The organism is Streptosporangium sp. G11 (genome assembly GCF_051192615.1).
Taxonomy (GTDB): Bacteria; Actinomycetota; Actinomycetes; order Streptosporangiales; family Streptosporangiaceae; genus Streptosporangium.
Window position 1 is genome coordinate 116,364 of the sequence record NZ_JBPJUQ010000013.1, and the last position, 20,942, is coordinate 137,305.

The following is a 20,942-nucleotide window of genomic DNA, read 5'->3' on the forward strand; positions in this document are numbered from 1 at the left end:
CTCGTCGCTTCACGAGCCGCCCGGGTCCGCACGGCGGTCCTCAGCCGATCTCGCCCACCCCCGCGTGCCGGGAGACCGAGCGGTCCACCGTCCGGGCCGGTTCGATCGCCGTGTGCAGGACGGGGGTCCAGCCCGCGTCCGAGCCGAGGTCGGGGTCGTAGGCGGCGTTGTGCACGGCGACGAGGTCGACGGGGGCGGCCCTGCCGCCGACGCGGAGCACGTTCCCCCTGGCGGTGAGGGTGGTGCCGCCCCAGTTGTAGAGGAGATCCGCCGGGGCGACCGCCCGGCTCAGCCGGAAGAAGTTGTTCTCCGCGAAGATCTGCGACTGCACGCCCACGCCGAGGGCGTACTCGAAGGTCGAGGCGTCGGGGATCTCGTAGTAGTTGTTGTAGACGTGCACCTGGCCGAAGCGCACGCGCGGGAGCCGCTGGAGCACGTCGTCGAAGTGGTTGTGGTGGACGGTGACCTTCAGCTTGCCCGCGTCGTTCGCCGGGTTGTTGGTGGAGCCGATCAGCATCGTCTTGTCGTGGCCGGAGAAGCGGTTCCAGGAGGCCGTGACGAAGTTGGCGGCGTTGGTGATGTCGAGCTGCCCGTCGTGCACCTGGTAGGGCCTGCCGAAGTACAGCGGCTGCTCCGAGTCCGGGTTGTCGCCGTCGGTGAAGGTGTTGTGGTCGACCCACACGTGCGTCGAACCGGTCACCGAGATGTTGTCGTAGAGGGAGTTCCAGTTGCCCTCGGCGCCGTCGGTCGGGTCCCACTGCGGGAAGCAGTCGGCGGTGTCCTCGAAGAGGATGTTGCGGACGATGACGTTGTCGGCCTTGTCGACGTGCAGGTTGACGCCTCGGATACGCGCGTCCTTGCCGAGGCCGACGATGGTGGTGTTCGAGCCGACCTTGAGTTTGATGTTGGCGCTCTGCCTGGCGGCCGAGGCGGCCCGCGCGTCCTCCAGCGGGCCCGAGGGCTCGGCCTCCCTGCCCCACACCGCGGGGTCGTACGCGGCGAGGTAGGCCTCCAGCGTGTAGCCGCCGGTCGCGTAGTCGGCGCAGGTCCTGTCGGTGTCGATCGTCCCCTTGACGTAGATGATCTTCGGCGAGGGGGCGGCGAGCGCGGTGGCCAGCTCGGTGCGGGTGGAGACGGTGTGCACGTTCGACGCGGGCGCGGCGGCGCCACCGGTGGTGCCGGTGCCCTCGGCGGCCCAGCCGTCGTTCGCGGGCAGGGTCCGGCGGCCCAGGTCCGGCCTCCGCCCGGCGGTTTCCGACGAGGCGGCGGTCTCAGGGACGTCGGTTCTCAGGGTGGTGGCGGACGCGGGCGGGGCGGCGAGGACCGCCAGGGACAGCAGGGTGGTGAGCGCGACGGCTCGTTTCACGGGGATTCCTCCGCAGGTCAGGTGGGAGGGAGAGGCTCCGTACGGCCCCCGAGAGCCTTCCGGGTGGTGGAGGCGGGCGCGCCCAGGTCAGGGGTAGGCGCGCCCGCCTCGCTGAAACGGCTCAGCCGCCGTTGCGCTGCTTGTACGACGCCTGCGCTTCGGTCGGCTTGGCCGCGAACGTGTCCAGGAAGTCCTTGGGCGCCGTGGTGCCCTGCGGGACCTTCTGAAATTTTGTTCTGGGACTCGGCGATGACGTGCCGCCACACCGGGGTGCGGGCCGGGCCCCCGTTGTCGTCCCAGAAGGTGATCGTGGTCTTCCCGCCGGAGGAACCCGAGGGCTCCTCCGGGCCGCACGCGACCGGCCCCGCGCCGAGCGCCAGGACCGCCGGGCGCTTCGAGCGTGTGATCATCCGCTCTCCGCCTCTCCGTGTCGTGTTCCCGGCATGTCGTGACCGTGCGGGCCCGGATCCGCGCGTGGCGTTCCGTCACCGGGGCCCTCACCACGCGACCTCCGTGACGAGTGCCGCCGCGTCGCGGGGGCTCAGCCGCCCGTCCGCGACGACGGTGACGACGCGCCGCTGCAGGGTGTGCTCGACGAGCAGCGGCGTGTCCCAGGCGAGTGCCGGTCCGGCTCCCGGATACTCCACGACCCGGACGAACCAGGGATCGTCCCGCTGGACGAAGACGAGGGTCCAGTCGGCCGAGGTCATGGCCAGCCAGGGGGCCGTCGACCCGTGGACCGCGTCCTCGCCCTCGGCGTCCGCCGTGAAGACCCGGCGGTCCCCGGCCGAACCGGGTGCCCGCCAGAAGAAACCGCCGTACCCGGCTCCCGCCCGGCCCTTGGTCGCCGAACTCCTGACGAGCAGCGGCCCGCCGGTGAGGTTCGTCAGCGTGAACGACACGTCGAGCGCCCAACAGCCGCCGAGCTCCACCGCCCGCACGCTCCGCGCCTCGCGGGCCGTCTCGACGCCGTCCGGTCCCTCCCAGGCCAGCGACTCGCCGAACCCCGAGGGGTCACGCCAGGAGAACGCGAGATGCCGCTGCGTACCGTGGTCGCCGAGCCAGGACGGCCCGGCGTCGCGGACGTAGGTGCGGCCGCCCCAGAAGTTGCCCCCGCCCAGGTCGGAGATCGCGACGCTCACCCCGAGGTGGTGCGGATGGTCCCCGGGCGCGACCTCGGTCACGGTCGTGCCGCCGAGCGTCCGCACCGGGTGCAGGTACGGGCGGGGCGACGACGTCGGTGGCAGCTCCGGGGCCACGACGTACTCGGCGACCTCCCGCCCGTACGCCATGAGCACCGGCCCCCGTTCCCGGTCCACGGGCACGGGCCCGAGCTCGTGTGCCGTGAGCACCGGCTCCCGCTCGTTCGCCACGAGCCCCGGCACGGGCCCCGGCCGTGCCGTCTCGGGCCGGTCGCAGCCGGAGGACGGCCGCTCCGCGCCGGGACGGCGCCCGCTCCAGGGCACCCGCAGTTCCGAGTAGAGCGCCAGCCGTTCCGCGCTCGCCGCCGTCACCTCGGCGATCCTGGGCAGCACCCGGCGCTCGTCGCCGACCTCCTGGAACACGTCCGGTATGGCCAGGGGCTCGGGCGCCAGCCGCACCGCCTCCATGACGCGCATGAAACCGGCGGTCCTCTCCAGCGGTACGAGCAGGTCCGCGCCGTCGCGGATGTGCGCGACGAGGTTCTCCAGCAGGTCGGTCCTGGGGTGGACGACCGAGGTCCCGGCGAACTCGACCCGGTCCTCGGTGTAGGTCAGCCGGATCCGCCCGCGCTCGCCGTGCACGATCAGGTACGGCTCGTGCCGCCGGTCCGCGCACAGCGAGACCGCGACCGTCACCACCGTCCCGTCGTCCATCCGCACCCGTACGCACGAGGTGTCGTCCGCCTCGATCGCGTTGGCCCGGTAGAGCTCGACCTCGACGTTCTCGACCCCCGCGCCGGAGACGGCCAGCGCGGTCGCGGTCGCGTGCGCGAGCGGGTTGGTGAGGACGCCGTCCCCCACGGGAACGCCGTCGACCTCGCGCCTTCCGGCCCACGGCACCCGGCCGTAGTAGGAGTAGGGACGCTCCCACGCGCCCGCCGCGCCGATCCCGGTGACCCGGCCGATCATCCCCTCGGCGACCATCCGCCGGATCGCGGGGACCGCCTCCGAGCCCAGGCTCTGGAACCCCACCTGGCAGGCGAGCCCGGTCTCCCCGGCCACCGCGGCGATCCGCAGGTAGTCCGCGTACGTGGCGGCGGGCGGCTTCTCCAGCAGCACGTGCGACCCGGCGCGCAGCGCCTTCTCCGCCAGCTCGGTGTGGGTGTGGATGGGCGTGCACAGGATCGTCACCTCGGCGCCGGTACGCCCGATCAGCTCGACCAGGTCGCCGGAGAACTCCGCCCCCTCGGGCAGGTCGTCGACCGGCCGCACGTCGCACACCCCGGCCAGCTCCACCAGCCCGGCCTCGGTCAGCCGCCGCACGTTCGACAGGTGCCACCAGCCGTGCCCGTACGCTCCGGCGAGCACCACGCGAACCGGTTCCATCACGCCATCTCCCATCGCAGTCCCGAGCCCCGGCGGTCTCCGGCGCGAGGCCCGCCCTTCTCCGCGGTCACCGCCCGCCCGTCCGACGGCCGGGCTCGCCGCGCCGTCGTGGGGCGCGAAGGCGCGGTCTTGGCGGTGGCGCGCCCGAGGAGCCGCCGTGGTGATCGCCATCGCCGCAACTCCTTCCGAGTCGGCGTCACGAGCTGCAACCGGTTGCAAGAAACATTGATGACATCCGCCATTAACGTCAAGGGCCCAATTTGGTAAAGCGCTCCCTATCTGCGCGTTTTTCGGTATTTCTGATTGCCAGGGCAGCGTGCTCGCTTCCGTATCGTTTCGCAGACCACCTGATTCCGGCGTTGACAGTGACGCAACCGCTTGCACTAATGTGCTTCAGGGCCTGATGGAGGGCCAGGGCGAAGGAGCACGGTGGCAGCGACGATCAGGGACGTGGCGCGGGCGTCGGGAGTGCACGTCTCGACGGTGTCCCGCACCTTCTCCGCGCCGCACCTGGTGAACACCGAGACCCGCAACCGCGTGCTCGCCGTCGCCGAGGACCTCGGCTACCGCCCCAACCGCGCCGCGCGGGCCCTCACCACCGGCAGGACCCACAACATCGGCCTCATCGTCGCCGACATCTCCAACCCGTTCTTCCCGCCGCTGATCAAGGCCGCCCAGGCGCACGCCAGGGCCCGCGACTACCACGTGTTCGTGGCCGACACCGACGAGGACCCGCAGGTCGAGGAGGAGCTGATTCAGACGCTCACCAAGCAGGTCGACGGGGTCCTGCTCTGCAGCCCCCGGCTGTCCAACCGGGTCATAGAGCGTCTGCACGCCGACGTGCCGTTCGTGGTGGTCAACCGGCGGGTGAAGGGCATGCCGACGATCCTCATGGACGTCGGCCAGGGCGCCCGCCTCGCGATCGAGCACCTGACCCGGCTCGGCCACCGCAGGATCGCCCTGCTCTCCGGGCCGACCGGCTCGTGGACCAGCGGCGAGATGAGCGCCGCCGCGACCGCGATGGACGGCGTCGACCTGGTGATCCTCGGCCCGAACGCGCCCACCGAGCGCGGCGGCCTCGCCGTCGCCGCCGAGGTGATCGCCTCCGGCGTGACGGGCGTCCTCGCCTACAACGACCTGGTGGCCATCGGGCTCATCGAGGGCCTGTACGAGCGCGGCGTGCGCGTCCCCGACGAGGTCAGCGTGGTGGGCGTCGACGACATCGTGTCCGGACGGCTGAACCGGCCCAAGCTGACCACGGTGGCCATGCCCACGGCCGCCGCCGGGCGGATGGCCGTGGACCTGCTGCTGCAGTCGTTCGACGACGGGGCCACCCCTACCCTGGCCACTCTGGACACCAGCCTGGTCGTCCGCGAATCCACCGGAGAGGTGCGAGCATGAACTTCGGAACCACCCCGTCGGGCGAGCCGGTCGAGCGGCACGTGCTGTCGAACGGGCCGATGCGCGCCGCGATCCTCAGCTACGGGGCGATCCTGCAGTCGCTGGAGGTCTCCGGCGTCGACGTGGTCATCGGCTACGACAACCTCGGCGACTATCTGACGCGCAGCCGCTACTTCGGCGCCGTGGTCGGCCGGTACGGCAACCGCATCGCGGGCGGACGCTTCACCCTCGAAGGCCACGACTACGAGCTGCCGGTCAACAACGGCCCCAACAGCCTGCACGGCGGGCCGCACGGCTTCGACACCCGGGTCTGGCGGATCACCGCCGCCTCGGACACCGCCGTGACCCTGGAGTACGTGAGCCGGGACGGCGAGGAGGGCTACCCCGGCACGCTCACCGCCTCGGTCACCTACACGTTGACCGGCGACGCGATCCGGCTCGACTACCACGCGGTCACCGACGCGCCGACCGTGCTGAACCTCACCAACCACTCCTACTTCAACCTCGCCGGGGGCGGCGACGTCCTCAAGCACGTGGTCCGCATCGACGCCGACCACTACCTGCCGGTCGACGCCACACAGATCCCGACGGGGGAGCTCGCCCCGGTCGCCGGGACCCCGTTCGACTTCACCTCGCCGCGCGAGATCGGCGAGCGGATCACCGACCCCCTGCTCGGAGGCGGATACGACCACTGCTACGTGCTGCGCGGCGGCATCGAGGTCCGCGAACCGGCCGGAGGGCTCGCGATGGAGGTCACCACCACCGAGCCGGGCGTGCAGTTCTACACGGGCAACTTCCTGGACGGCGTCGCCACCGCGTACGGAAAGCACGCGGGCCTGTGCCTGGAGACCCAGCACTTCCCCGACTCGCCCAACCGCCCCGACTTCCCCTCGGTGGTCCTGCGCCCCGGCGAGAGGTTCGCCTCCACCACCACCTACCGGTTCTCCTGACGGCCCCGGGGGCCCCGCCAGGCTCCCCGGTGGGCCAGAAGCAGAAGGTCGGCGAGGGGCGGCGCGGGTCGCCGCCCACCGCGATCAGGCCCAGCCTGACCCCGGTATCGACCCCAGCCGGCGCGACAGCTCGGAGAGCCCTCCCCGCAGCCAGGCCGGGTCGTAGCCCTTGAAGAGTTCGTCGGTGACCAGGAAGCGGTCGCGGATGTCGGCGAGGGTGACGTCCCGGCGGAGGACGACTCGCCGATCAGCGCCGCGTACGCGGGGACGGCGGCGGCGGATCGCGGGACCTCGCCCCGGCTTTTCGTGATGGAATGGTTGCCGGTCAGTGATCCTTCACGTTAAAAGACGATTTGTGCAGGATTGAGAATGTCGTTACCGGGACGCGCCTCCTGAGATTCGTTGACCGGCGGAGTGCGTCCCGCTCTCAGGCCTTGGCCATGGAGTTCTCGCCGCTGAAGGCCGCGACGGCTCCCAGGCCGAGATAGACGACGCCGCTGGTGACGTCCAGGCGGCGGCGGGCGCGGGCCGAGCGGCGCAGGCGGCTCGCCATGGCCGAGGCGAGCAGGGCGAAGACGCCGTCGCTGGCCATGCCGAGCACCGTCCAGATCAGGCCGAGCAGCAGGATCTGCGGGGCGATCGGCCCGTCCTTCGGATCGGCGAACTGCGGCAGGAAGGCGAGGAAGAAGATCGCGGTCTTCGGGTTGAGCACGTTGACCACGAAGCCCTCCCAGAACATCCGGGATCTGGTCGCGATCCGCGGCTCGAAGGACTCCTCCCCGCCCGAGCGGGTCATGAGCTTGCGCACGCCCAGCCAGACCAGGTAGGCGGCGCCGAGATACTTGACGACCATGAACCCGGTCGACGAGGCCGCGAGCAGGGCGCTGATGCCCAGGGCGGCGGCGGCCACGTGGACCAGCGAGCCGAGGTGGATGCCGAGCACCGATATCAGCCCGGCGGACCGGCCCTGGGTGACGCTCCGGGTCACGATGTAGAGCACCGCGGGCCCCGGTACGAGCAGCAGGGCGAGGGTCGCGGCGGCGAAGAGCGCGAGAGTAGACAGGTCCGGCATATTCGGATCGTAGGGTCACCGGTTTCCCCGGCGCCTCACATTTTCCCGCCGGACGGCGGCTCCCGCCCGTAGCGGGGTGACCGTCCGCCCGGCGGGGCCGGGGCGCGGGTGTCCTACGAGAGGGTCACCGAGGTCAGGGCGCTCAGCAGGGCGGTGGTGGCCGGGGGCGCGGGCGGCTCGCCGTAGGTCGCGGCGTAGACGTGGCGGGTCGAGCAGGGAAGCTCGGTCGTGTGGACCTTCGGATGCCGGTGGGCGTGCAGGGCCAGCCCCGGCAGGGCGGTCACCCCGATCCCGGCGGCGACCAGGGCCTGGACGGCGACGACGTCGTCGGTGGTGAAGGCGATCTCCGGCTCGAAGCCCGCCCTGGCGCACAGTTCCAGCAGGTGACTGCGACACCGGTCGCACCCCCCGATCCACCGGGAGTCGCGGTACGAGAGCAGGTCGCCGGCCGGACCGGCGGTGACCAGGTAGCTGGGATCGTCCATCAGGTGGAGCAGGTGGATCCCGTCGTCCTCGGGGGCGGTGTCGTCGTAGCGGAAGATGACCGCCACGTCCACGTAGCCCGCCCTGAGCATGCGCAGGGCGTCGGGGGGCTCGGTCTCTGTCAGCCGCAACTCCAGGCCGGGGTGTGCCTCGGCGAGGGCGGCGGCGGCCTCCGGCACGAACGTCCCCAGGGCGGAGGGGAAGGCGGCGAGCCTGACCCGCCCGGCGCGCAGGCCCACGTGCGCCGACAGCTCGGCGGACGCGGAGTCGAGGCGGCCGATGATCTCGGTGGCCCGCTCGGCGAGCAGGCGGCCCGCCTCGGTCAGCCGGATTCCCCGGCCGGCCCGCTGGATCAGTTTGGCCCCGGTCTCGGCCTCGAGCTTCGCGAGGTGGTGGCTCACCGAGGGCTGGGAGTAGTGCAGCTCCTTGGCCGCCGCGGTCACCGAGCCGTGCCGGGACACCGAGGCGAGGACACGAAGTCGCACGATATCGAGCATGTATCAACTTTATCGATGAATGAGTAGGAAGATAGGCATTAGACGTTATGTATCTCCCCGTCGCATCCTTGAAGCATGACAACCTTGACGCTTACCCGCCCGGGCCTGGCCGAGCTGGTCGCGGGGGTCCGGGAGCTCGTCGACCCGTCCGCCGACCCTCGGGCGACGGCTTTCGCCGTGGCCGGGCTGTTGCGTGAACGGCTGCCGTCCCCCGAGATCCTCACCGAGGAGGAGCGCCTCGGCGACCCCGACCGCTATGTCGGCCACACCCTCCACACCGAGGAGAACTTCTCGATCATGGCCGTGGTCTGGCGGCCCGGCCAGAAGACCGTGATCCACGACCACATCGCGTGGTGCGTGTTCGGCGGGCTGCAGGGTGTCGAGTACGAGATCCTCTACCGCGACCACGGCGACCACCTGACCGAGATCGGCAGGGCCGCCAACCAGACCGGTGAGGTGAGCGGTTTCGCACCGCCCGGTGACATCCACCGCGTCCACAACACGGGCGACGAGACGGCCATCTCGCTCCACATCTACGGGGCCGACCTCAGCGCCGCCCCCACCAGCGTCCGCCGCGTCTACGACCTGCCCGTCCGCTGAAGGATTCCCGCGCCACGCCCATCCGGTGAACGGGGTCATGCGCCCGGCCGCCCCGGCGGACCGTAAACCCGGTGGGGTGGGGAAGCCGGGGTCCGGGGGCGTGGAGCCGCTGGACAAAAGACGTTTCCCGGCTACTTCTCGACTTCAGGCTTTCCGCCCGGGTTCAGGCTCTCCCTGATGGCCTCCAGACGGGCGGCGCCCTCGGCGTCGATGGCGGCGCGCTCGACCTCGATCATGCGCGCCTCGACGGAGCCCGAGGTCAGCTCGGCCTCGCCCAGGGCGCGGGCGTAGCGCTTCTCGATCTTGTCGCGGACCTCGTCCATGGTGGGCGTCTCGCCGGCGGGGGTGAGGCCGGACAGGTCGCCCATGGCCCTGTTGAGCTCCTCCTGCATCCTGGCCTGGTCGAGCTGGGAGAGCAGGCGCATCCGCTCGGCGATCTTCTTCTGCAGGGCCATCGCGTTGGTCTCGACCGCGGCCCGTGCCTGGGCCGAGGCCCGCGTGGCCCGCTCGTGCGCCAGCCGCGACTCCCGCTGCGCGCTCTCGGCCGCCACCAGGCGCGAGGCGAAGGCGCGGGCCGAGTCCTCGTACGACAGGGCCTTGCGCTCGTCGCCCGCGGCCCGGGTCTGCTCGGCCAGCAGGAGAGCCTGGCGGGCGTTGGCCTGGAGCCTCTCGGTCTCCTCCATGGAGCGGGCGAGCCTCATCTCCAGCTCGCGCTCGTTGCCGATCACCGTCGCGGCCTGCTGGCTCAGCCGCCGGTGCCGCTCCTTGGCCTCCTGGATGGCCTGCTCGATCTGGACCCGGGGGTCGGACAGCTCGTCCAGCCGGCCGGAGAGGGCGAAGACCAGGTAGCGCCAGGCCCGACGGATGACCTTGAACATGAGGGCTCCTTATCGATCCAGCGCGTCGCGCGTGATCTGCTCGGTTTCGTGGAGGCCCTGGCGGACTCCTTCGAGGGTGCCGGCGAGCTCGTCCAGCACCCGGAGCGGCTCCAACGGGCCGTTCGCCGACACCGCCGACAGCTCCACCAGGCGGGCGAGGAGCCCCTCGATGCCGATGGCGCTCGACTCCATCCGGGCGAGCACCCGCTCCCGCGTCGCGGAGAGCCGCTCGACCACGGCCCGCTGGGAGGCCAGCGAGGCCAGGGCGCGGTCGAGGTCCTGGGCCAGGCCCCGCTCCGCTCCCTCGCGAGCCCGTGCCAGCCTGGCCTGCTCGTGCCCGAGCCTGTCGAGGTCGAACCTGGCCAGCGCGGCGCCGGTGAGCGAGGCCTGCGCGGCCAGCCGTTCCAGCGTGGCCGTCGAGTCGTCGATCTGCGGCCGCATCATCGCGATCCGCCCGGCCAGCGGGCCGCGCTCCATCGAGGCGCTCAGCTCGCCGAAGCCGTACGCGGCGGATCCGGCCCGTGCGAGCCAGTACTCCTCCGGGCTGCCGGGGGTGACGGCGAGCCCGGTGCGGTGCCCGCGGTCCTGCAGGGCCGCGACGCCCGCCTTGGTCAACCAGACGACCACGCCCACGAACCCGGCGACGACCGGGTGCACGCTGACGGCCCACGCGGCGCCGCCGGCGGTCGCGCCCAGCAGCAGGCCCCACGGGTCCCTGAGTTCGTCGGTGAGGCGTGCCATCAGAAGTTGGATATCACCGCGGTGAACACCTGGTCGATACTTCCGGATTCGCGAGAGTCGTACGCGGCGGCGGCGGTCGCCTCGGAGATCTGTCTCAGCACGCCGAGGTCGGCGTCCTGGCCGTAGGCGATCGTGAACATCCGCACCGTCTCCTGGCCGGGTTCGGTACGCAGGTCGGGCAGCAGGTTCTCCAGGGAGAGGCTGTCGGGGTCCTCGTTCTTGCCGTCGGTCAGGAAGACCACCGCGTTGATCGCGTCACCGTTGCGCAGGCCGCGCACCTGCTCGTGGGCCGCGCGCGCGGTGTCGTACAGGCCGGTGCCGCCGTCGGGGGTCAGGCCGTCGAGCCTGGCGCGCAGTTTCTCGCGCTGGGCGTCGTCGACGGTGGCCAGCGGGGCCAGCTCCAGGTGGTCCTTCTCGCCGTCGCGCTTGGTGGAGAACATCCACAGCCCCACCTTGTCGTGCGGGCCGAACTGGGGCAGCGCGTTGATCGCGGCCTGCTTGGCCAGGTCGAGCTTGCTCTTGCCCGTGCCGGGCACCGAGGCGCCCATCGAGCCGGAGACGTCGATGACCATGAGGACGTTCGCGGGTTTGCGCAGGTCGGCCCAGCCGGTGAGCATCTTGTCGAGCACGTTCGGCGCGGGCGGGCTCAGCGTCGTCTTCGGCTCCGCGGGCAGCAGCCCGTTCGCCTGGGTGATCAGCTTGCCCGGCTTGCCGTCGTACGAGCGGAAGGCGAACGCGGCGAACCGGGCCTGCTGCTCGGGGGCCTGGAGGTGGGCCAGGAAGTCGGCCGCCACCGCCCGCTTGGCGTCGTCGACCCACGGGGCGGTCAGCACCGCGTACGGGTTGTCGGAGAGGAGCGTGCCCTCCTTGGGATAGATCGCCGCCAGCGGCACCTTGGGCTTGGCGTGCTTGCCCAGCGTCGCGGGGTCACCGGTCGGGTTGCCCTGGTTGTAGTCCCAGACCGACTTCTCCTCCACGGCCACCGCGGAGATGTAGCCCAGACCCGCGCCCGCGTCGTCGGCCCGCTGGAGGTTCGACAGGAACGTCAGCGTCGTGTCGCCGTAGTGCACGATCGAACGCTCCACGCCGCGGACGAAGTCCCTGGCCTTCGCGTCGGCCACGTTCTTCTCCGACAGGTCACCGGACAGGCCGGTCGCCGCGAAGTAGGCGCCGACGGTGGCGTTCAGGCCGCTGGTGGAGAAGTTGGGGTTGGTCTTGCCCAGTTTGAACTGTCCCCATTCGGGGTGGCCGTACTTCGCCCACGACCCGGCCGACACGGCGAGCACGTCGGACCAGCCGAGCTTCTTGCCCGGCCAGCCCAGCGCCTCGGCCATCGGCAGGGGCATCGCGACGACCAGCGGCGTCTTGGCGATCGACGGGTTGTCGGCGGCGACCAGGGAGCCGGAGTCGTTTCCCGCGGCGCGCTGCTGGAGCAGGGTGATCCAGCCGCTGCTGGCGGGCGACCACACGTCGGGGCGGGGGCCGTCCTGGCGCTCGTCCCAGCCCCTGGCCAGCGCCTGCATGGCGCCGCCGCTCGCCTTGGTCTCGACGATGACGTCGGCGCAGCGTCCGCCCACCTGCCTGCCGCTGTAGTCGGAGGCGATCGTCCGCAGCAGCTCGGCCTTCTCCGACGAGGCGGCGACGGTCAGGGTGACGCCGCCTTCGCAGGCCTTGGGCCGCCCGGCGGCCTCGCGCGGCTCTCCCGCTCCTCCGGGTTCGCTCGCGCCGACGAGGATCCGCAGGGTGACGATCAGGGCTCCGGCGAGAATGATCGCGACGATGAACGGGGCGAAGTTCCGCCGCCGTCGCTGTGGTTGCTGATACAACCCTGCCTCCCGGGGGGATGTCTGTACTTATCCGACGAACGAACCGCCCCGAGAGTTCGCGGCGACCGGAGTTGTTCGCGGGCGCGGGGAAACCGGCAGGGGTGCACGGGATCCCGGGCAGGGAAAACCGGTGGGGGTGTGGTTGTTCGCGGGCGCGGGGAACCGGCGGAAGCGTGACCGTTCGCGGGCGCGGGGAAACCGGCGGGAGGCGCGCGGGATTCCGGGCATCGGCGGTGATCCCGCCGTTCCCGTCCAACCCCTCGCCGACCGCCGGGATTCGCCCGGAACGCCCCGATGTCAGATGTCAGACCGTCGCGGAGCTGTACTCCTGGAGGAAGAGCGCCTCGGCGGTGGCGGTGCGGCGGAGCTCCTCGATGTTCACGCGCTCGTTGGGGGCGTGGATCGCCGCGTCGTCGTCCTCGGCGCCGAAGAGCAGGATCGTGGCGGCGGGGAACTGCCTGACGAAGGTGGAGACGAGCGGGATCGAGCCACCGGCGCCGACGTCGCGCGGGGGACGGCCGAAGGCACGTTCCATGGCCCGGTTCAGCGCGGAGCGGGCCGCGCCGCCGGTGTCGGCGAGGTAGCCGGAGCCCATGGTGTAGTCGCCGACCTCCACCTGGACGCCCCAGGGGGCGACCTGCCGCAGGAAGTCGACGACGGCCTCGACGGTCGTCTTCGGGTCGCCGGCCGGGGGCACCCGCACGGTCACCCGGGCCCTGGCGACGGCCTGGACCGCGTTGATCGCGCCGGAGACCGTCGGCACGTCCAGGCCGGTGATCGTGATCGCGTACGAGGCCCACAGGCGGTCGGCCAGCGAGCCGGAGCCGACGGTGGAGACGCCGTCGAGCACGCCCGCGGTGGAACGGAAGTCCTCCTCCGACGGGCCGGAGCCGAGGAAGCTGCCGCGGGGCAGACCGGGGACGCGGATGTCGCCGTGGTCGTCGTGCAGGGCGGCGAGCATCCGGATCAGCGCCGAGAGGGCGTCGGGGGCGGCGCCGCCGAACGAGCCGCTGTGCAGCGACTCCTTGAGGGTGCGTACCTCGATGGTGAAGGCGCCCATGCCGCGCAGTGAGGTCGTCACCGACGGGTCGCCCAGCCGGGGGTTGCCGGTGTCGGCGACCACGATCGCGTCGGCGCGGAAAAGCTCGGGGTTGCGCTCGACGAAGGATTCCAGGCGCTCGCCCGCGTACTCCTCCTGGCCCTCGATGATGACCTTGATGCCGACCGGGAACCGCCCCTGGAAGGCGCGGAGCGCCGCGACGTGGGAGATGACGCCCGACTTGTCGTCGGCGGCGCCACGGCCGTAAATCGCGCCGTCGATCTCCGTCGGCTCGAAGGGCGGGGTGCGCCAGAGCGCGAGGTCGCCCGTGGGCTGCACGTCGTAGTGCGCGTACAGGAGCACGGTCGGCGCGCCGGGCGGGGCGGGGGCCTCCGCGTAGACGGCGGGAAAACTGCCCTCGACGGGGATCTGCTGGACGTGCGGCAGGCCGGCGCTCCGCAGGAGTTCCTCGGTCACCGCGGCGGCCGCGAGCACGGGCGCCTCGGGGTGGCCGGGGAAGGCCACCGAGGGGATGGCGACGAGCCGTTTGAGGTCCGCCGTCGCCTGGGGCATGCCGGCGGTGACGGCGTTCTCGATCTCGTCAGGAGTCACGACTTTCCCCCGCATCTCAATATCTGGTGCGTCCTATTGGATCACAACCGCAGGTACGGCCGCTCTCGCCCGCGACTCCAGCACGCCAGGGTTCCGCCAAGTGGAACCTGGGTTTGGGTAATGATCGGATGCCCTTCTCGTCTGATCGCGGATTTCGTCGTTGTTACATAGGCGTTTTGCGGATTCCGAGGTTCTCGCACTTTAATGCCACGTTTTCACTTGGCAAGAGCTGTTCTGGCAGGCAGACTGTTGGAAGCCAGCTCAACGAGGGAAGATCGTGATGACGCACCCTGAAAACACCGACGTGACCTCGCTCATGAAGGCCGCGCAGGACAACCTGTGGATGCACTTCACCCGGCACAGCTCGTACGAGGGTGCCGAGGTGCCGATGATCGTGAGGGGCGAGGGCTCCTACATCTACGACGTGCACGGCAAGCGCTACCTCGACGGCCTCGCCGGGCTCTTCGTGGTCCAGGCGGGTCACGGCCGCAGCGAGCTGGCCGAGGCCGCCGCCAAGCAGGCCCAGGAGCTGGCGTTCTTCCCGCTGTGGTCGTACGCGCACCCCAAGGCCGTCGAGCTGGCCCAGCGTCTCGCCGCCGAGACCCCCGGCGACCTCAACCGCGTCTTCTTCACCACCGGCGGCGGCGAGGCCGTCGAGAGCGCGTGGAAGCTCGCCAAGCAGTACTTCAAGATCACCGGCAAGCCGCTCAAGCACAAGGTCATCAGCCGCCAGATCGCCTACCACGGCACCCCGCAGGGCGCCCTGTCGATCACCGGCATCCCGGCCTTCAAGCAGATGTTCGAGCCGCTGGTCCCGGGTTCCGTCAGGGTGCCCAACACCAACCACTACCGCGCCGACGAGATCAGCGGCGTGCCCGGCATGACGCCCGAGCAGTACGGCTACTGGGCCGCCGAGCGCGTCGCCCGCGCCATCGAGATGGAGGGCCCCGACACCGTGGCCGCCGTCTTCGTCGAGCCGGTGCAGAACGCGGGCGGCTGCTTCCCGCCGCCCCCCGGATACTTCAAGCGCCTGCGCGAGATCTGCGACGAGTACGACGTCCTGCTCGTCTCGGACGAGGTCATCTGCGCCTTCGGCCGCCTCGGCACCATGTTCGGCGGGCAGAAGTTCGACTACGTCCCCGACATCATCACCTGCGCCAAGGGCATGACCAGCGGCTACTCGCCGATCGGCGCCATGATCGCCTCCGAGCGCCTCTTCGAGCCGTTCAAGAACGGTACCGAGATGTTCGCCCACGGCTACACCTTCGGCGGTCACCCGGTGTCCTCGGCCGTCGCGCTGGCCAACCTCGACCTGTTCGAGCGGGAGGACCTGCTCGGCCACGTCACCCGCAACGAGCCGGTCTTCCGCTCCACCCTGGAGCGGCTCCTCGACCTGCCGATCGTCGGCGACGTGCGCGGCTCCGGTTACTTCTGGGGCATCGAGCTCGTCAAGGACAAGGTCACCAAGGAGACCTTCAACGCGGAGGAGTCCGAGCGCCTCATCAGGGGCTTCCTCACCCCCGCCCTCTACGAGGCGGGCCTGTACTGCCGCGCCGACGACCGGGGCGACCCGGTCATCCAGCTCGCCCCGCCGCTCATCTGCGGTCCCAAGGAGTTCGACGAGATCGAGTCCATTCTTCACTCGGTGCTGACGGAGGCATGGAGCCGCCTCTGAGCGCGCACGGCCGCGCACTTTCCGGACCGCCACGCGCGGCCCGGAAGGCCGCGCCGTACCCGCCGGCGCCCACCGCGTCCTCCCGCCGCCGCACCGTGCTCCCGCCGGTCCCGCCGGTCGGGCGGTACGCCACCCGCCGACCGGCCGATCACCGTGCCGGACGCCTGCCCGGTGGCAGGCCCGCCGGGACGCCGTGCCCTCCCGGCGCCATGTCCGCCGGAGTGGCCGCACCGCACCCGCAGAAGCCTCGCTGTGCCACTCCGTTGAAACGACGAAAGGAAATCCCATGAAGATCGGCGTGCCTGCCGAGGTCAAGAACCACGAGTACCGCGTCGCCGCGACCCCGGCGGGCGTGCACGAGCTTGTCCGTCACGGCCACGACGTCTATATCCAGCGCGACGCGGGCCTCGGCTCGCACCTCACCGACGAGGAGTACCTCTTCGCCGGGGCCAAGATCCTTGAAACCGCCGACGAGGTGTGGGACCAGGCCGAGATGATCCTCAAGGTGAAGGAGCCCATCGCGGAGGAGTACCACCGCATGCGCCCCGGCCAGGTGCTCTTCACCTACCTGCACCTCGCGGCGGGCCGCGAGTGCACCGACGCCCTCCTCGACCGCCAGGTCACCGGCATCGCGTACGAGACCGTCCAGGTCGGCAACACCCTGCCGCTGCTCGCCCCGATGTCCGAGGTCGCGGGCCGCCTGGCCCCGCAGGTCGGCGCCTACAACCTCATGCGCTTCAACGGCGGGCGCGGCGTGCTGCCCGGCGGCGTGCCGGGCGTGGCCCCGGCCAAGGTCGTCGTCATCGGCGCGGGCGTCTCCGGGCTCAACGCCGCGCAGATCGCGGTCGGCATGGGCGCGGACGTCACCGTCCTCGACCTCAACGTCGACCGCCTGCGCTTCATCGACGCCATCTACCAGGGCCGTCTCAAGACCCTCGTCTCGACCTCGTACGCGATCGAGAAGGAGGTCCTGGAGGCCGACCTGGTCATCGGCGCCGTGCTGATCCCCGGCGCCAAGGCCCCGACCCTCGTCTCCAACGAGCTGGTCTCCCGCATGAAGCCGGGCTCCGTGCTCGTCGACATCGCCATCGACCAGGGCGGCTGCTTCGAGGACTCCCGCCCCACCACGCACGCCGAGCCGACCTACCGGGTCCACAACTCGATCTTCTACTGCGTGGCCAACATGCCGGGGTCCGTCGCCAACACCTCCACCTACGCGCTGACCAACGCCACGCTGCCCTACGCGGTCAAGCTGGCCGGTCTCGGCTGGAAGACCGCGCTCCAGCAGGACGCCTCCCTCGCGCTGGGCCTCAACACCCACGCGGGACGGCTCACCAACGAGCAGGTCGCCATCGCCCTCGCCCTGCCGTACGTGCCGGTCTCCGAGGTCGTCGCCGCCTGAGCCGGGTTCCGCGCGTCCCGCGCCGGTAGGGCGCGGGACGTGTGACCCCCGCCGGGCCGGTGGGACCGGCTCGCGAGGGGCCGGGTGCGGACGGCGTCCGTCACGGCGCCAGGCCGGAGCGCAGGGCGCGGGCGGTGACCAGGACGTGCTCGATCTCCACCGGGGTCGGCCACGGGGCGCCCCCCGGGCGCAACAACGTGGCCCGTACGGACGCCAGATGCTCGATCGCGCTCGACGGCAGCCCGCTCCGCTCGGTCAGCCACGTCGTGACGTCGGTGTGGTCGCGCAGCGGCCGGGTGACGAGATCCCAGGTGCCGAGGATCTCGGTCAGGTCGGCGACCCTCAGGGGGGCGCCGCCCCGCCGGGCGACGGCGGCCGCGGCCAGCTCGGCGCGGGCGACGAGCTCGGGCTCGGTGGTCCGGCTCCACGGGGGAGAGGGCGGATCGGACAGCCACCGCTCCGCCTCGCGGGAGAAGCCCGCGGCCGACAGCAGCGCGGCCAGCTCGACCGCGGCCCGGTGGTGCCCGGCCTGTGCCGCCTGGCGGAACCAGTGCTGCCCGCCCTGCAGGTCGCTGTGCTCGGCGATGAGCAGCAGGCCGAAATTGAAGGCCGCCTCCGGGTCGCCACCCGCCGCGGCCCGGCTGAACCAGTGGCCGGCCCCCCGCGCGTCGCTCATCTCCACGCACACGAACCCGGCCGTCCGCTGGTCGTCGATCCTGCCGGTGCAGGCCGCCCGCTCGAACCAGGCGCGCGCGGTGCGCAGGTCGCCGAGGGACAGCGCGATCCCGCCGAGCTGGGACGCGGCGCCGGGGTGCTCGTTCCTGGCGGCCAGCCGGAAGAACGCCTCCGCCCCCTCCGGGTCGCGGTTGGCCTGCAGGAACAGCCCCAGGTGGTAGGCCGCGTCGGCATGGCCGCTCCGGGCGGCCAGCTCCCACCAGCGCAGCGTCTCGTCCTCCTCGCCGGAGGCGTAGGCGAGGAATCCGAGATCGTGAGCCGAGGCCAGATCGCCGTCCATCGCGGCCTTGCGATGCCACTCCCCGGCGGCCTTCGTCTCGCCGCCGTCCTCGCAGAGCAGCGCGAGCCGCCTGGTCGCCGCGCGCGAGCCCGCCCTGGCAGCCGTCTCGAGCCACCGCCGGGCGGCCGGGACGTCGCCGTGCTGATCCAGCAGGAGGGTCGCCAGGTTCACCGCGGCCTCGACGTCTCCGGCGTTCGCCCCCAGCTCGTACCACTTCACGGCCTCCGCGGGAGTGCCGTGCTTCTCGTGCCAGATCCCCAGGTTGTAGGCGCTGTCGAGGTTTCCCGCCGCCGCCGCGCGCTCCCACCAGTGCCGCGCCGCCGAGCGGTCGCCCCGCTGCGCGAAGTGGCGGCCGAGCAGGTGGGCGGCCTGCACGTCGCCGCCGTGCGCGGCGAGCAGCAGCTCCGTCTCGCCGTCCGTGTCGTTCTCGTGCTCGGTGCTCCGGGGGGTGGGCACCAGCCCCGCTGCCGCCTCCGGGTCGTCAGGCCACCACCCCATGTCACCCTCCTCGTCGACGGCACGCAGCCGACAGATCACAGGGTGGCACGTAACCGCTCGGTCGCGGAGGGTAATTGCGGACTTCCGCTCGCCGCTCCGCGCGTCGGTCCGCTCGGGCGCTCCGACGTTCAGCGGAAGCGCACGAACCCCGCGTACATGCCCATCGAGCAGACGTAGCGCAGGGAACCCGCGTCCCGCGCGCCCAGTCGCACGGTGGCGGGCAGTGCCACGTCGCGGCCGTCGATCGTGAGCGTGCGGGTGCAGCCGGGGATGCCCTCAAGGTGGAAGACGAGTTCGGTGGGAGCCCCCGCGCGGGCGATCACCACGTCCGGCCGGTAGCCGTGGTCGGTGGCCCAGACCTCGATCCGCTGGACGTCGTCGGCGCGTACGGCCGCCCCCGCCCGGCCGTCCGCGGCTTCCACCGGGTTCACCGTCGTCACCGCGGGGACGCCTATGGCCGTCGCCGGGTCGCCGGATCCGGGGAGCCAGCCTCCGAGGCTCAGCCCCGAGAAGATCGTCCACAGGCCCGCCGCCAGTGCGACGGCCCCCGCCGGCGCCGCCAGCCGGCTGGTCGCGGCCCGCCGCAGGACCAGCCCGAGCAGCGCGAACGCGGGCGCCGTCCCCGCCACGAACCCCGCCATCACCGCGCTCCCGCCCAGCGCCGACCCGCTGGAGACCGCCACCATCTCGACGCTGAGCGTCACCCCGCACGGCAGCAGGACCGTCGCGGCGCCGAGCGCCAGCGCCCTGGGCACGGGGGCGACGATCCAGGACACGTCGCCACGCCGGGACGTACGCCCGCTCGACGCGGTGCCCGGGTGGCATCCACCCTCCGGTTCGCGGCCGAACATGCGGATTCCGAAGAACACGACCGCGACCCCGGCCGCGACGAGCAGCGCGGCCCTGACCTGGGGACCCAGCCGCACGGCGGAACCGGCCAGCCCGAGCAGGGCCCCGGCCGCCACGTGGGAGCCGAGACGCCCGACGAGGAACAGCGCGACGACCGCGGGGCCCGACGGTCCCGCCCCGCGCCCGCCGGAGCGGGCCGGCCGGCCGCGGGAGGTGAGGCCGGTGAGCAGGCCGCCCTGCACGGCCGCGCACGAGGCCGTCCCCGCGACCAGTCCCGCGGCGAGCCCTCCGGCGAACAGCGCGGCCGGTCCCGCGCTCAGCGGACGTCCCCCGCGATCATCCAGATCCTCACGGACCAAACGTAATCTCGCCGGAGGGCAACCGACGGTGACATTTCCTTACCGAGCGCTCACGCTGTCCTTACCGGACGTCCACGTTCCTCGGCGGCCGGGCGCGTGCTCAGGCGACACCGCTCCGCAGCACCGACATGCGCTCGAAATACTCGTCGCCGCTCATCTCGCCGCGCGCGTACCGTTCGGCGAGGATCTGCTCCGCCGTCGCGGTCGTGCCGGGCGGGGCCGCGGGGGACGTGTGGCGGACGCCCCACGGCCCCCGGCCGTTGCGCCGGGCCCGGAACGCGAGCGTCCCCAGCACGACCCAGAACACGATCCAGAAAGCCGGGAACACCGGCCACCACGCTCCGGGCCCCCAGTGGGGGGCCATCGAGAGGACATCCATGTCCTCACCTCCTTAGACGCCTCCCACCCTCCTCCCGCGACGCCCACCGCGAATCGTCCCGCCGTCTGACCCCGCCCTACCGCCCGTGGCGTACGCCCCGCTCGTCACGGCGTGGTTCGGGTGTCCACGAGGATCGAGGTGTCGAGGGTGAAGCCGACCGGCTCGGGGAGGTGGAGGCGCGAACCCATCTCGACCCGGGTGGAGGTGCGGTATTCGCCCTCCTTGGGGTCGCTGAGGACCGTCACGGTGGCGGGCGTGGCCACGGGGTCGATGAGGAGCATCACGGGGACGCCGCCGGAGGCGTAGATGGCGGGCTTGCGGTCGCGGTCGTCGACGGTGCTCCCCGGAGACACGATCTCGGCGACCATGAGGAGGCCGGAGGAGAGCAGCTCGCGGGCGCCCCGGCGCGGGCAGTCGGCGGGCGCCAGGACGAAGTCGGGCTCGACCGGATCGCGCGGCCCGTCTATGCAGACGTCGACGTTCCCTGTATATGAACGCCAGCCATTTCCGATGACCAGCGAACGTAGCTCGTACGCGAGAAGCATGGCCAGCCAGCCGTGCTCGGGGGTGCCCACCGGGCTCACTATCAGTCTCCCGTCGATGATCTCGGTCCGCAGTCCCGGAAGCTGCGGGAGCGCGTCGAAGAGCTCGCGCGCCGTTCCTGGCAGGGGCTGGGACGAGGTCTCGGGGGAGGGGCGCAGGATGGCGTGGCTCCGTCGCGATGTCATGACCATGACGATATGTCCCTTCGTGTTCTGATGAACACGTTGAG

At 71.8% G+C, this 20,942-nt stretch carries 18 protein-coding genes; 5 read left to right on the forward strand and 13 right to left on the reverse strand.

Annotated features, from left to right (window positions below; translation table 11 throughout):
• Nucleotides 1-40 precede the first annotated feature (40 nt).
• The 3 genes from ACSDR0_RS15780 to ACSDR0_RS15790 all read right to left on the reverse strand — a co-directional run bounded on the left by ACSDR0_RS15780 (nt 41) and on the right by ACSDR0_RS15790 (nt 3,894).
• The gene (locus ACSDR0_RS15780) at nt 41-1,366 is read right to left on the reverse strand and encodes a pectate lyase family protein (protein WP_435289543.1); all 1,326 of its coding nucleotides are present in this window, start codon (nt 1,364-1,366) and stop codon (nt 41-43) included.
• A gap of 17 nt (nt 1,367-1,383) precedes the next feature.
• Nucleotides 1,384-1,776, reverse strand: coding sequence for a hypothetical protein (locus ACSDR0_RS15785; RefSeq protein WP_435289544.1), 393 nt, complete (start codon nt 1,774-1,776; stop codon nt 1,384-1,386).
• 87 nt (nt 1,777-1,863) lie between these two features.
• Complete coding sequence (locus ACSDR0_RS15790; RefSeq protein ID WP_435289545.1) at nt 1,864-3,894, reverse strand: DUF6807 family protein; 2,031 nt, start codon at nt 3,892-3,894, stop codon at nt 1,864-1,866.
• Nucleotides 3,895-4,323: 429 nt separating this feature from the next.
• On the opposite strand from ACSDR0_RS15790, the gene ACSDR0_RS15795 reads away from it, so the two are divergent.
• A complete protein-coding gene (locus tag ACSDR0_RS15795; protein ID WP_435289546.1) occupies nt 4,324-5,295 on the forward strand; it encodes a LacI family DNA-binding transcriptional regulator in 972 nt (323 codons plus the stop codon).
• On the forward strand, nt 5,292-6,245 hold the full coding sequence (locus tag ACSDR0_RS15800) for an aldose epimerase family protein (protein WP_435289547.1): 954 nt from the start codon (nt 5,292-5,294) through the stop codon (nt 6,243-6,245). The genes ACSDR0_RS15795 and ACSDR0_RS15800 overlap by 4 nt, the downstream gene beginning before the upstream one ends.
• Before the next feature lie 427 nt (nt 6,246-6,672).
• Here ACSDR0_RS15800 and ACSDR0_RS15805 read toward each other — a convergent pair whose 3' ends face one another.
• Nucleotides 6,673-7,317, reverse strand: a complete 645-nt coding sequence (locus ACSDR0_RS15805) for a LysE family translocator (protein ID WP_435289548.1) — start codon at nt 7,315-7,317, stop codon at nt 6,673-6,675.
• Between the two features lie 113 nt (nt 7,318-7,430).
• Complete coding sequence (locus ACSDR0_RS15810; RefSeq protein ID WP_435289549.1) at nt 7,431-8,297, reverse strand: LysR family transcriptional regulator; 867 nt, start codon at nt 8,295-8,297, stop codon at nt 7,431-7,433.
• Between the two features lie 75 nt (nt 8,298-8,372).
• Here ACSDR0_RS15810 and ACSDR0_RS15815 point away from each other — a divergent pair, with 75 nt between their 5' ends.
• Nucleotides 8,373-8,897, forward strand: coding sequence for a cysteine dioxygenase (locus tag ACSDR0_RS15815; protein WP_435289550.1), 525 nt, complete (start codon nt 8,373-8,375; stop codon nt 8,895-8,897).
• A 131-nt stretch (nt 8,898-9,028) separates the two neighbouring features.
• Here the strand turns inward: ACSDR0_RS15815 and ACSDR0_RS15820 are convergent, their stop codons facing one another.
• The 4 genes from ACSDR0_RS15820 to ACSDR0_RS15835 form a co-directional block, all read right to left on the reverse strand.
• Entirely contained in the window at nt 9,029-9,775 is a 747-nt protein-coding gene (locus ACSDR0_RS15820; RefSeq protein WP_435289551.1) for a PspA/IM30 family protein, read from the reverse strand.
• A gap of 9 nt (nt 9,776-9,784) precedes the next feature.
• On the reverse strand, nt 9,785-10,516 hold the full coding sequence (locus tag ACSDR0_RS15825; RefSeq protein WP_435289552.1) for a hypothetical protein: 732 nt from the start codon (nt 10,514-10,516) through the stop codon (nt 9,785-9,787).
• Nucleotides 10,516-12,342 (reverse strand): extracellular solute-binding protein, encoded by a 1,827-nt coding sequence (locus tag ACSDR0_RS15830; protein WP_435289553.1) that lies wholly within the window; start codon nt 12,340-12,342, stop codon nt 10,516-10,518. Before ACSDR0_RS15830 ends, ACSDR0_RS15825 begins: the two co-directional genes overlap by 1 nt.
• Nucleotides 12,343-12,646: 304 nt before the next feature.
• Nucleotides 12,647-13,993, reverse strand: coding sequence for a M20/M25/M40 family metallo-hydrolase (locus ACSDR0_RS15835; RefSeq protein ID WP_435289554.1), 1,347 nt, complete (start codon nt 13,991-13,993; stop codon nt 12,647-12,649).
• Nucleotides 13,994-14,273: 280 nt separating this feature from the next.
• Between ACSDR0_RS15835 and ACSDR0_RS15840 the strand changes: the two genes are divergently transcribed.
• Nucleotides 14,274-15,668 (forward strand): aspartate aminotransferase family protein, encoded by a 1,395-nt coding sequence (locus tag ACSDR0_RS15840; RefSeq protein ID WP_435289555.1) that lies wholly within the window; start codon nt 14,274-14,276, stop codon nt 15,666-15,668.
• Between the two features lie 286 nt (nt 15,669-15,954).
• Nucleotides 15,955-17,070 carry an alanine dehydrogenase gene (gene ald, locus ACSDR0_RS15845; protein WP_435289556.1) on the forward strand — a complete coding sequence of 372 codons (1,116 nt, stop codon included), beginning with the start codon at nt 15,955-15,957 and terminating at the stop codon, nt 17,068-17,070.
• 100 nt (nt 17,071-17,170) lie between these two features.
• On the opposite strand, the gene ACSDR0_RS15850 is transcribed toward ald, so the two are convergent.
• The 4 genes from ACSDR0_RS15850 to ACSDR0_RS15865 all read right to left on the reverse strand — a co-directional run bounded on the left by ACSDR0_RS15850 (nt 17,171) and on the right by ACSDR0_RS15865 (nt 20,898).
• Nucleotides 17,171-18,583, reverse strand: coding sequence for an SEL1-like repeat protein (locus tag ACSDR0_RS15850; protein WP_435289557.1), 1,413 nt, complete (start codon nt 18,581-18,583; stop codon nt 17,171-17,173).
• 128 nt (nt 18,584-18,711) lie between these two features.
• Nucleotides 18,712-19,791 carry an urease accessory protein UreH domain-containing protein gene (locus ACSDR0_RS15855; RefSeq protein ID WP_435289558.1) on the reverse strand — a complete coding sequence of 360 codons (1,080 nt, stop codon included), beginning with the start codon at nt 19,789-19,791 and terminating at the stop codon, nt 18,712-18,714.
• 100 nt (nt 19,792-19,891) lie between these two features.
• Nucleotides 19,892-20,170, reverse strand: coding sequence for an SHOCT domain-containing protein (locus tag ACSDR0_RS15860; protein WP_435289559.1), 279 nt, complete (start codon nt 20,168-20,170; stop codon nt 19,892-19,894).
• A 104-nt stretch (nt 20,171-20,274) separates the two neighbouring features.
• Nucleotides 20,275-20,898: a Uma2 family endonuclease gene (locus ACSDR0_RS15865; protein ID WP_435289560.1), complete on the reverse strand. Its 624-nt coding sequence runs from the start codon at nt 20,896-20,898 to the stop codon at nt 20,275-20,277.
• Nucleotides 20,899-20,942 lie beyond the last annotated feature (44 nt).

Excerpts from the sequence above, each read along its gene's own strand:
- ACSDR0_RS15785 (WP_435289544.1), bottom strand. The coding sequence starts at position 1,776 with ATGATCACACGCTCGAAGCGCCCGGCGGTCCTGGCGCTCGGCGCGGGG.
- ACSDR0_RS15820 (WP_435289551.1), bottom strand. The coding sequence starts at position 9,775 with ATGTTCAAGGTCATCCGTCGGGCCTGGCGCTACCTGGTCTTCGCCCTC.
- ACSDR0_RS15865 (WP_435289560.1), bottom strand. The coding sequence starts at position 20,898 with ATGACATCGCGACGGAGCCACGCCATCCTGCGCCCCTCCCCCGAGACC.
- ACSDR0_RS15825 (WP_435289552.1), bottom strand. The coding sequence starts at position 10,516 with ATGGCACGCCTCACCGACGAACTCAGGGACCCGTGGGGCCTGCTGCTG.
- ald (WP_435289556.1), top strand. The coding sequence starts at position 15,955 with ATGAAGATCGGCGTGCCTGCCGAGGTCAAGAACCACGAGTACCGCGTC.
- ACSDR0_RS15850 (WP_435289557.1), bottom strand. The coding sequence starts at position 18,583 with ATGGGGTGGTGGCCTGACGACCCGGAGGCGGCAGCGGGGCTGGTGCCC.
- ACSDR0_RS15815 (WP_435289550.1), top strand. The coding sequence starts at position 8,373 with ATGACAACCTTGACGCTTACCCGCCCGGGCCTGGCCGAGCTGGTCGCG.
- ACSDR0_RS15860 (WP_435289559.1), bottom strand. The coding sequence starts at position 20,170 with ATGGATGTCCTCTCGATGGCCCCCCACTGGGGGCCCGGAGCGTGGTGG.
- ACSDR0_RS15800 (WP_435289547.1), top strand. The coding sequence starts at position 5,292 with ATGAACTTCGGAACCACCCCGTCGGGCGAGCCGGTCGAGCGGCACGTG.
- ACSDR0_RS15805 (WP_435289548.1), bottom strand. The coding sequence starts at position 7,317 with ATGCCGGACCTGTCTACTCTCGCGCTCTTCGCCGCCGCGACCCTCGCC.
- ACSDR0_RS15790 (WP_435289545.1), bottom strand. The coding sequence starts at position 3,894 with ATGGAACCGGTTCGCGTGGTGCTCGCCGGAGCGTACGGGCACGGCTGG.
- ACSDR0_RS15840 (WP_435289555.1), top strand. The coding sequence starts at position 14,274 with ATGACGCACCCTGAAAACACCGACGTGACCTCGCTCATGAAGGCCGCG.
- ACSDR0_RS15810 (WP_435289549.1), bottom strand. The coding sequence starts at position 8,297 with ATGCTCGATATCGTGCGACTTCGTGTCCTCGCCTCGGTGTCCCGGCAC.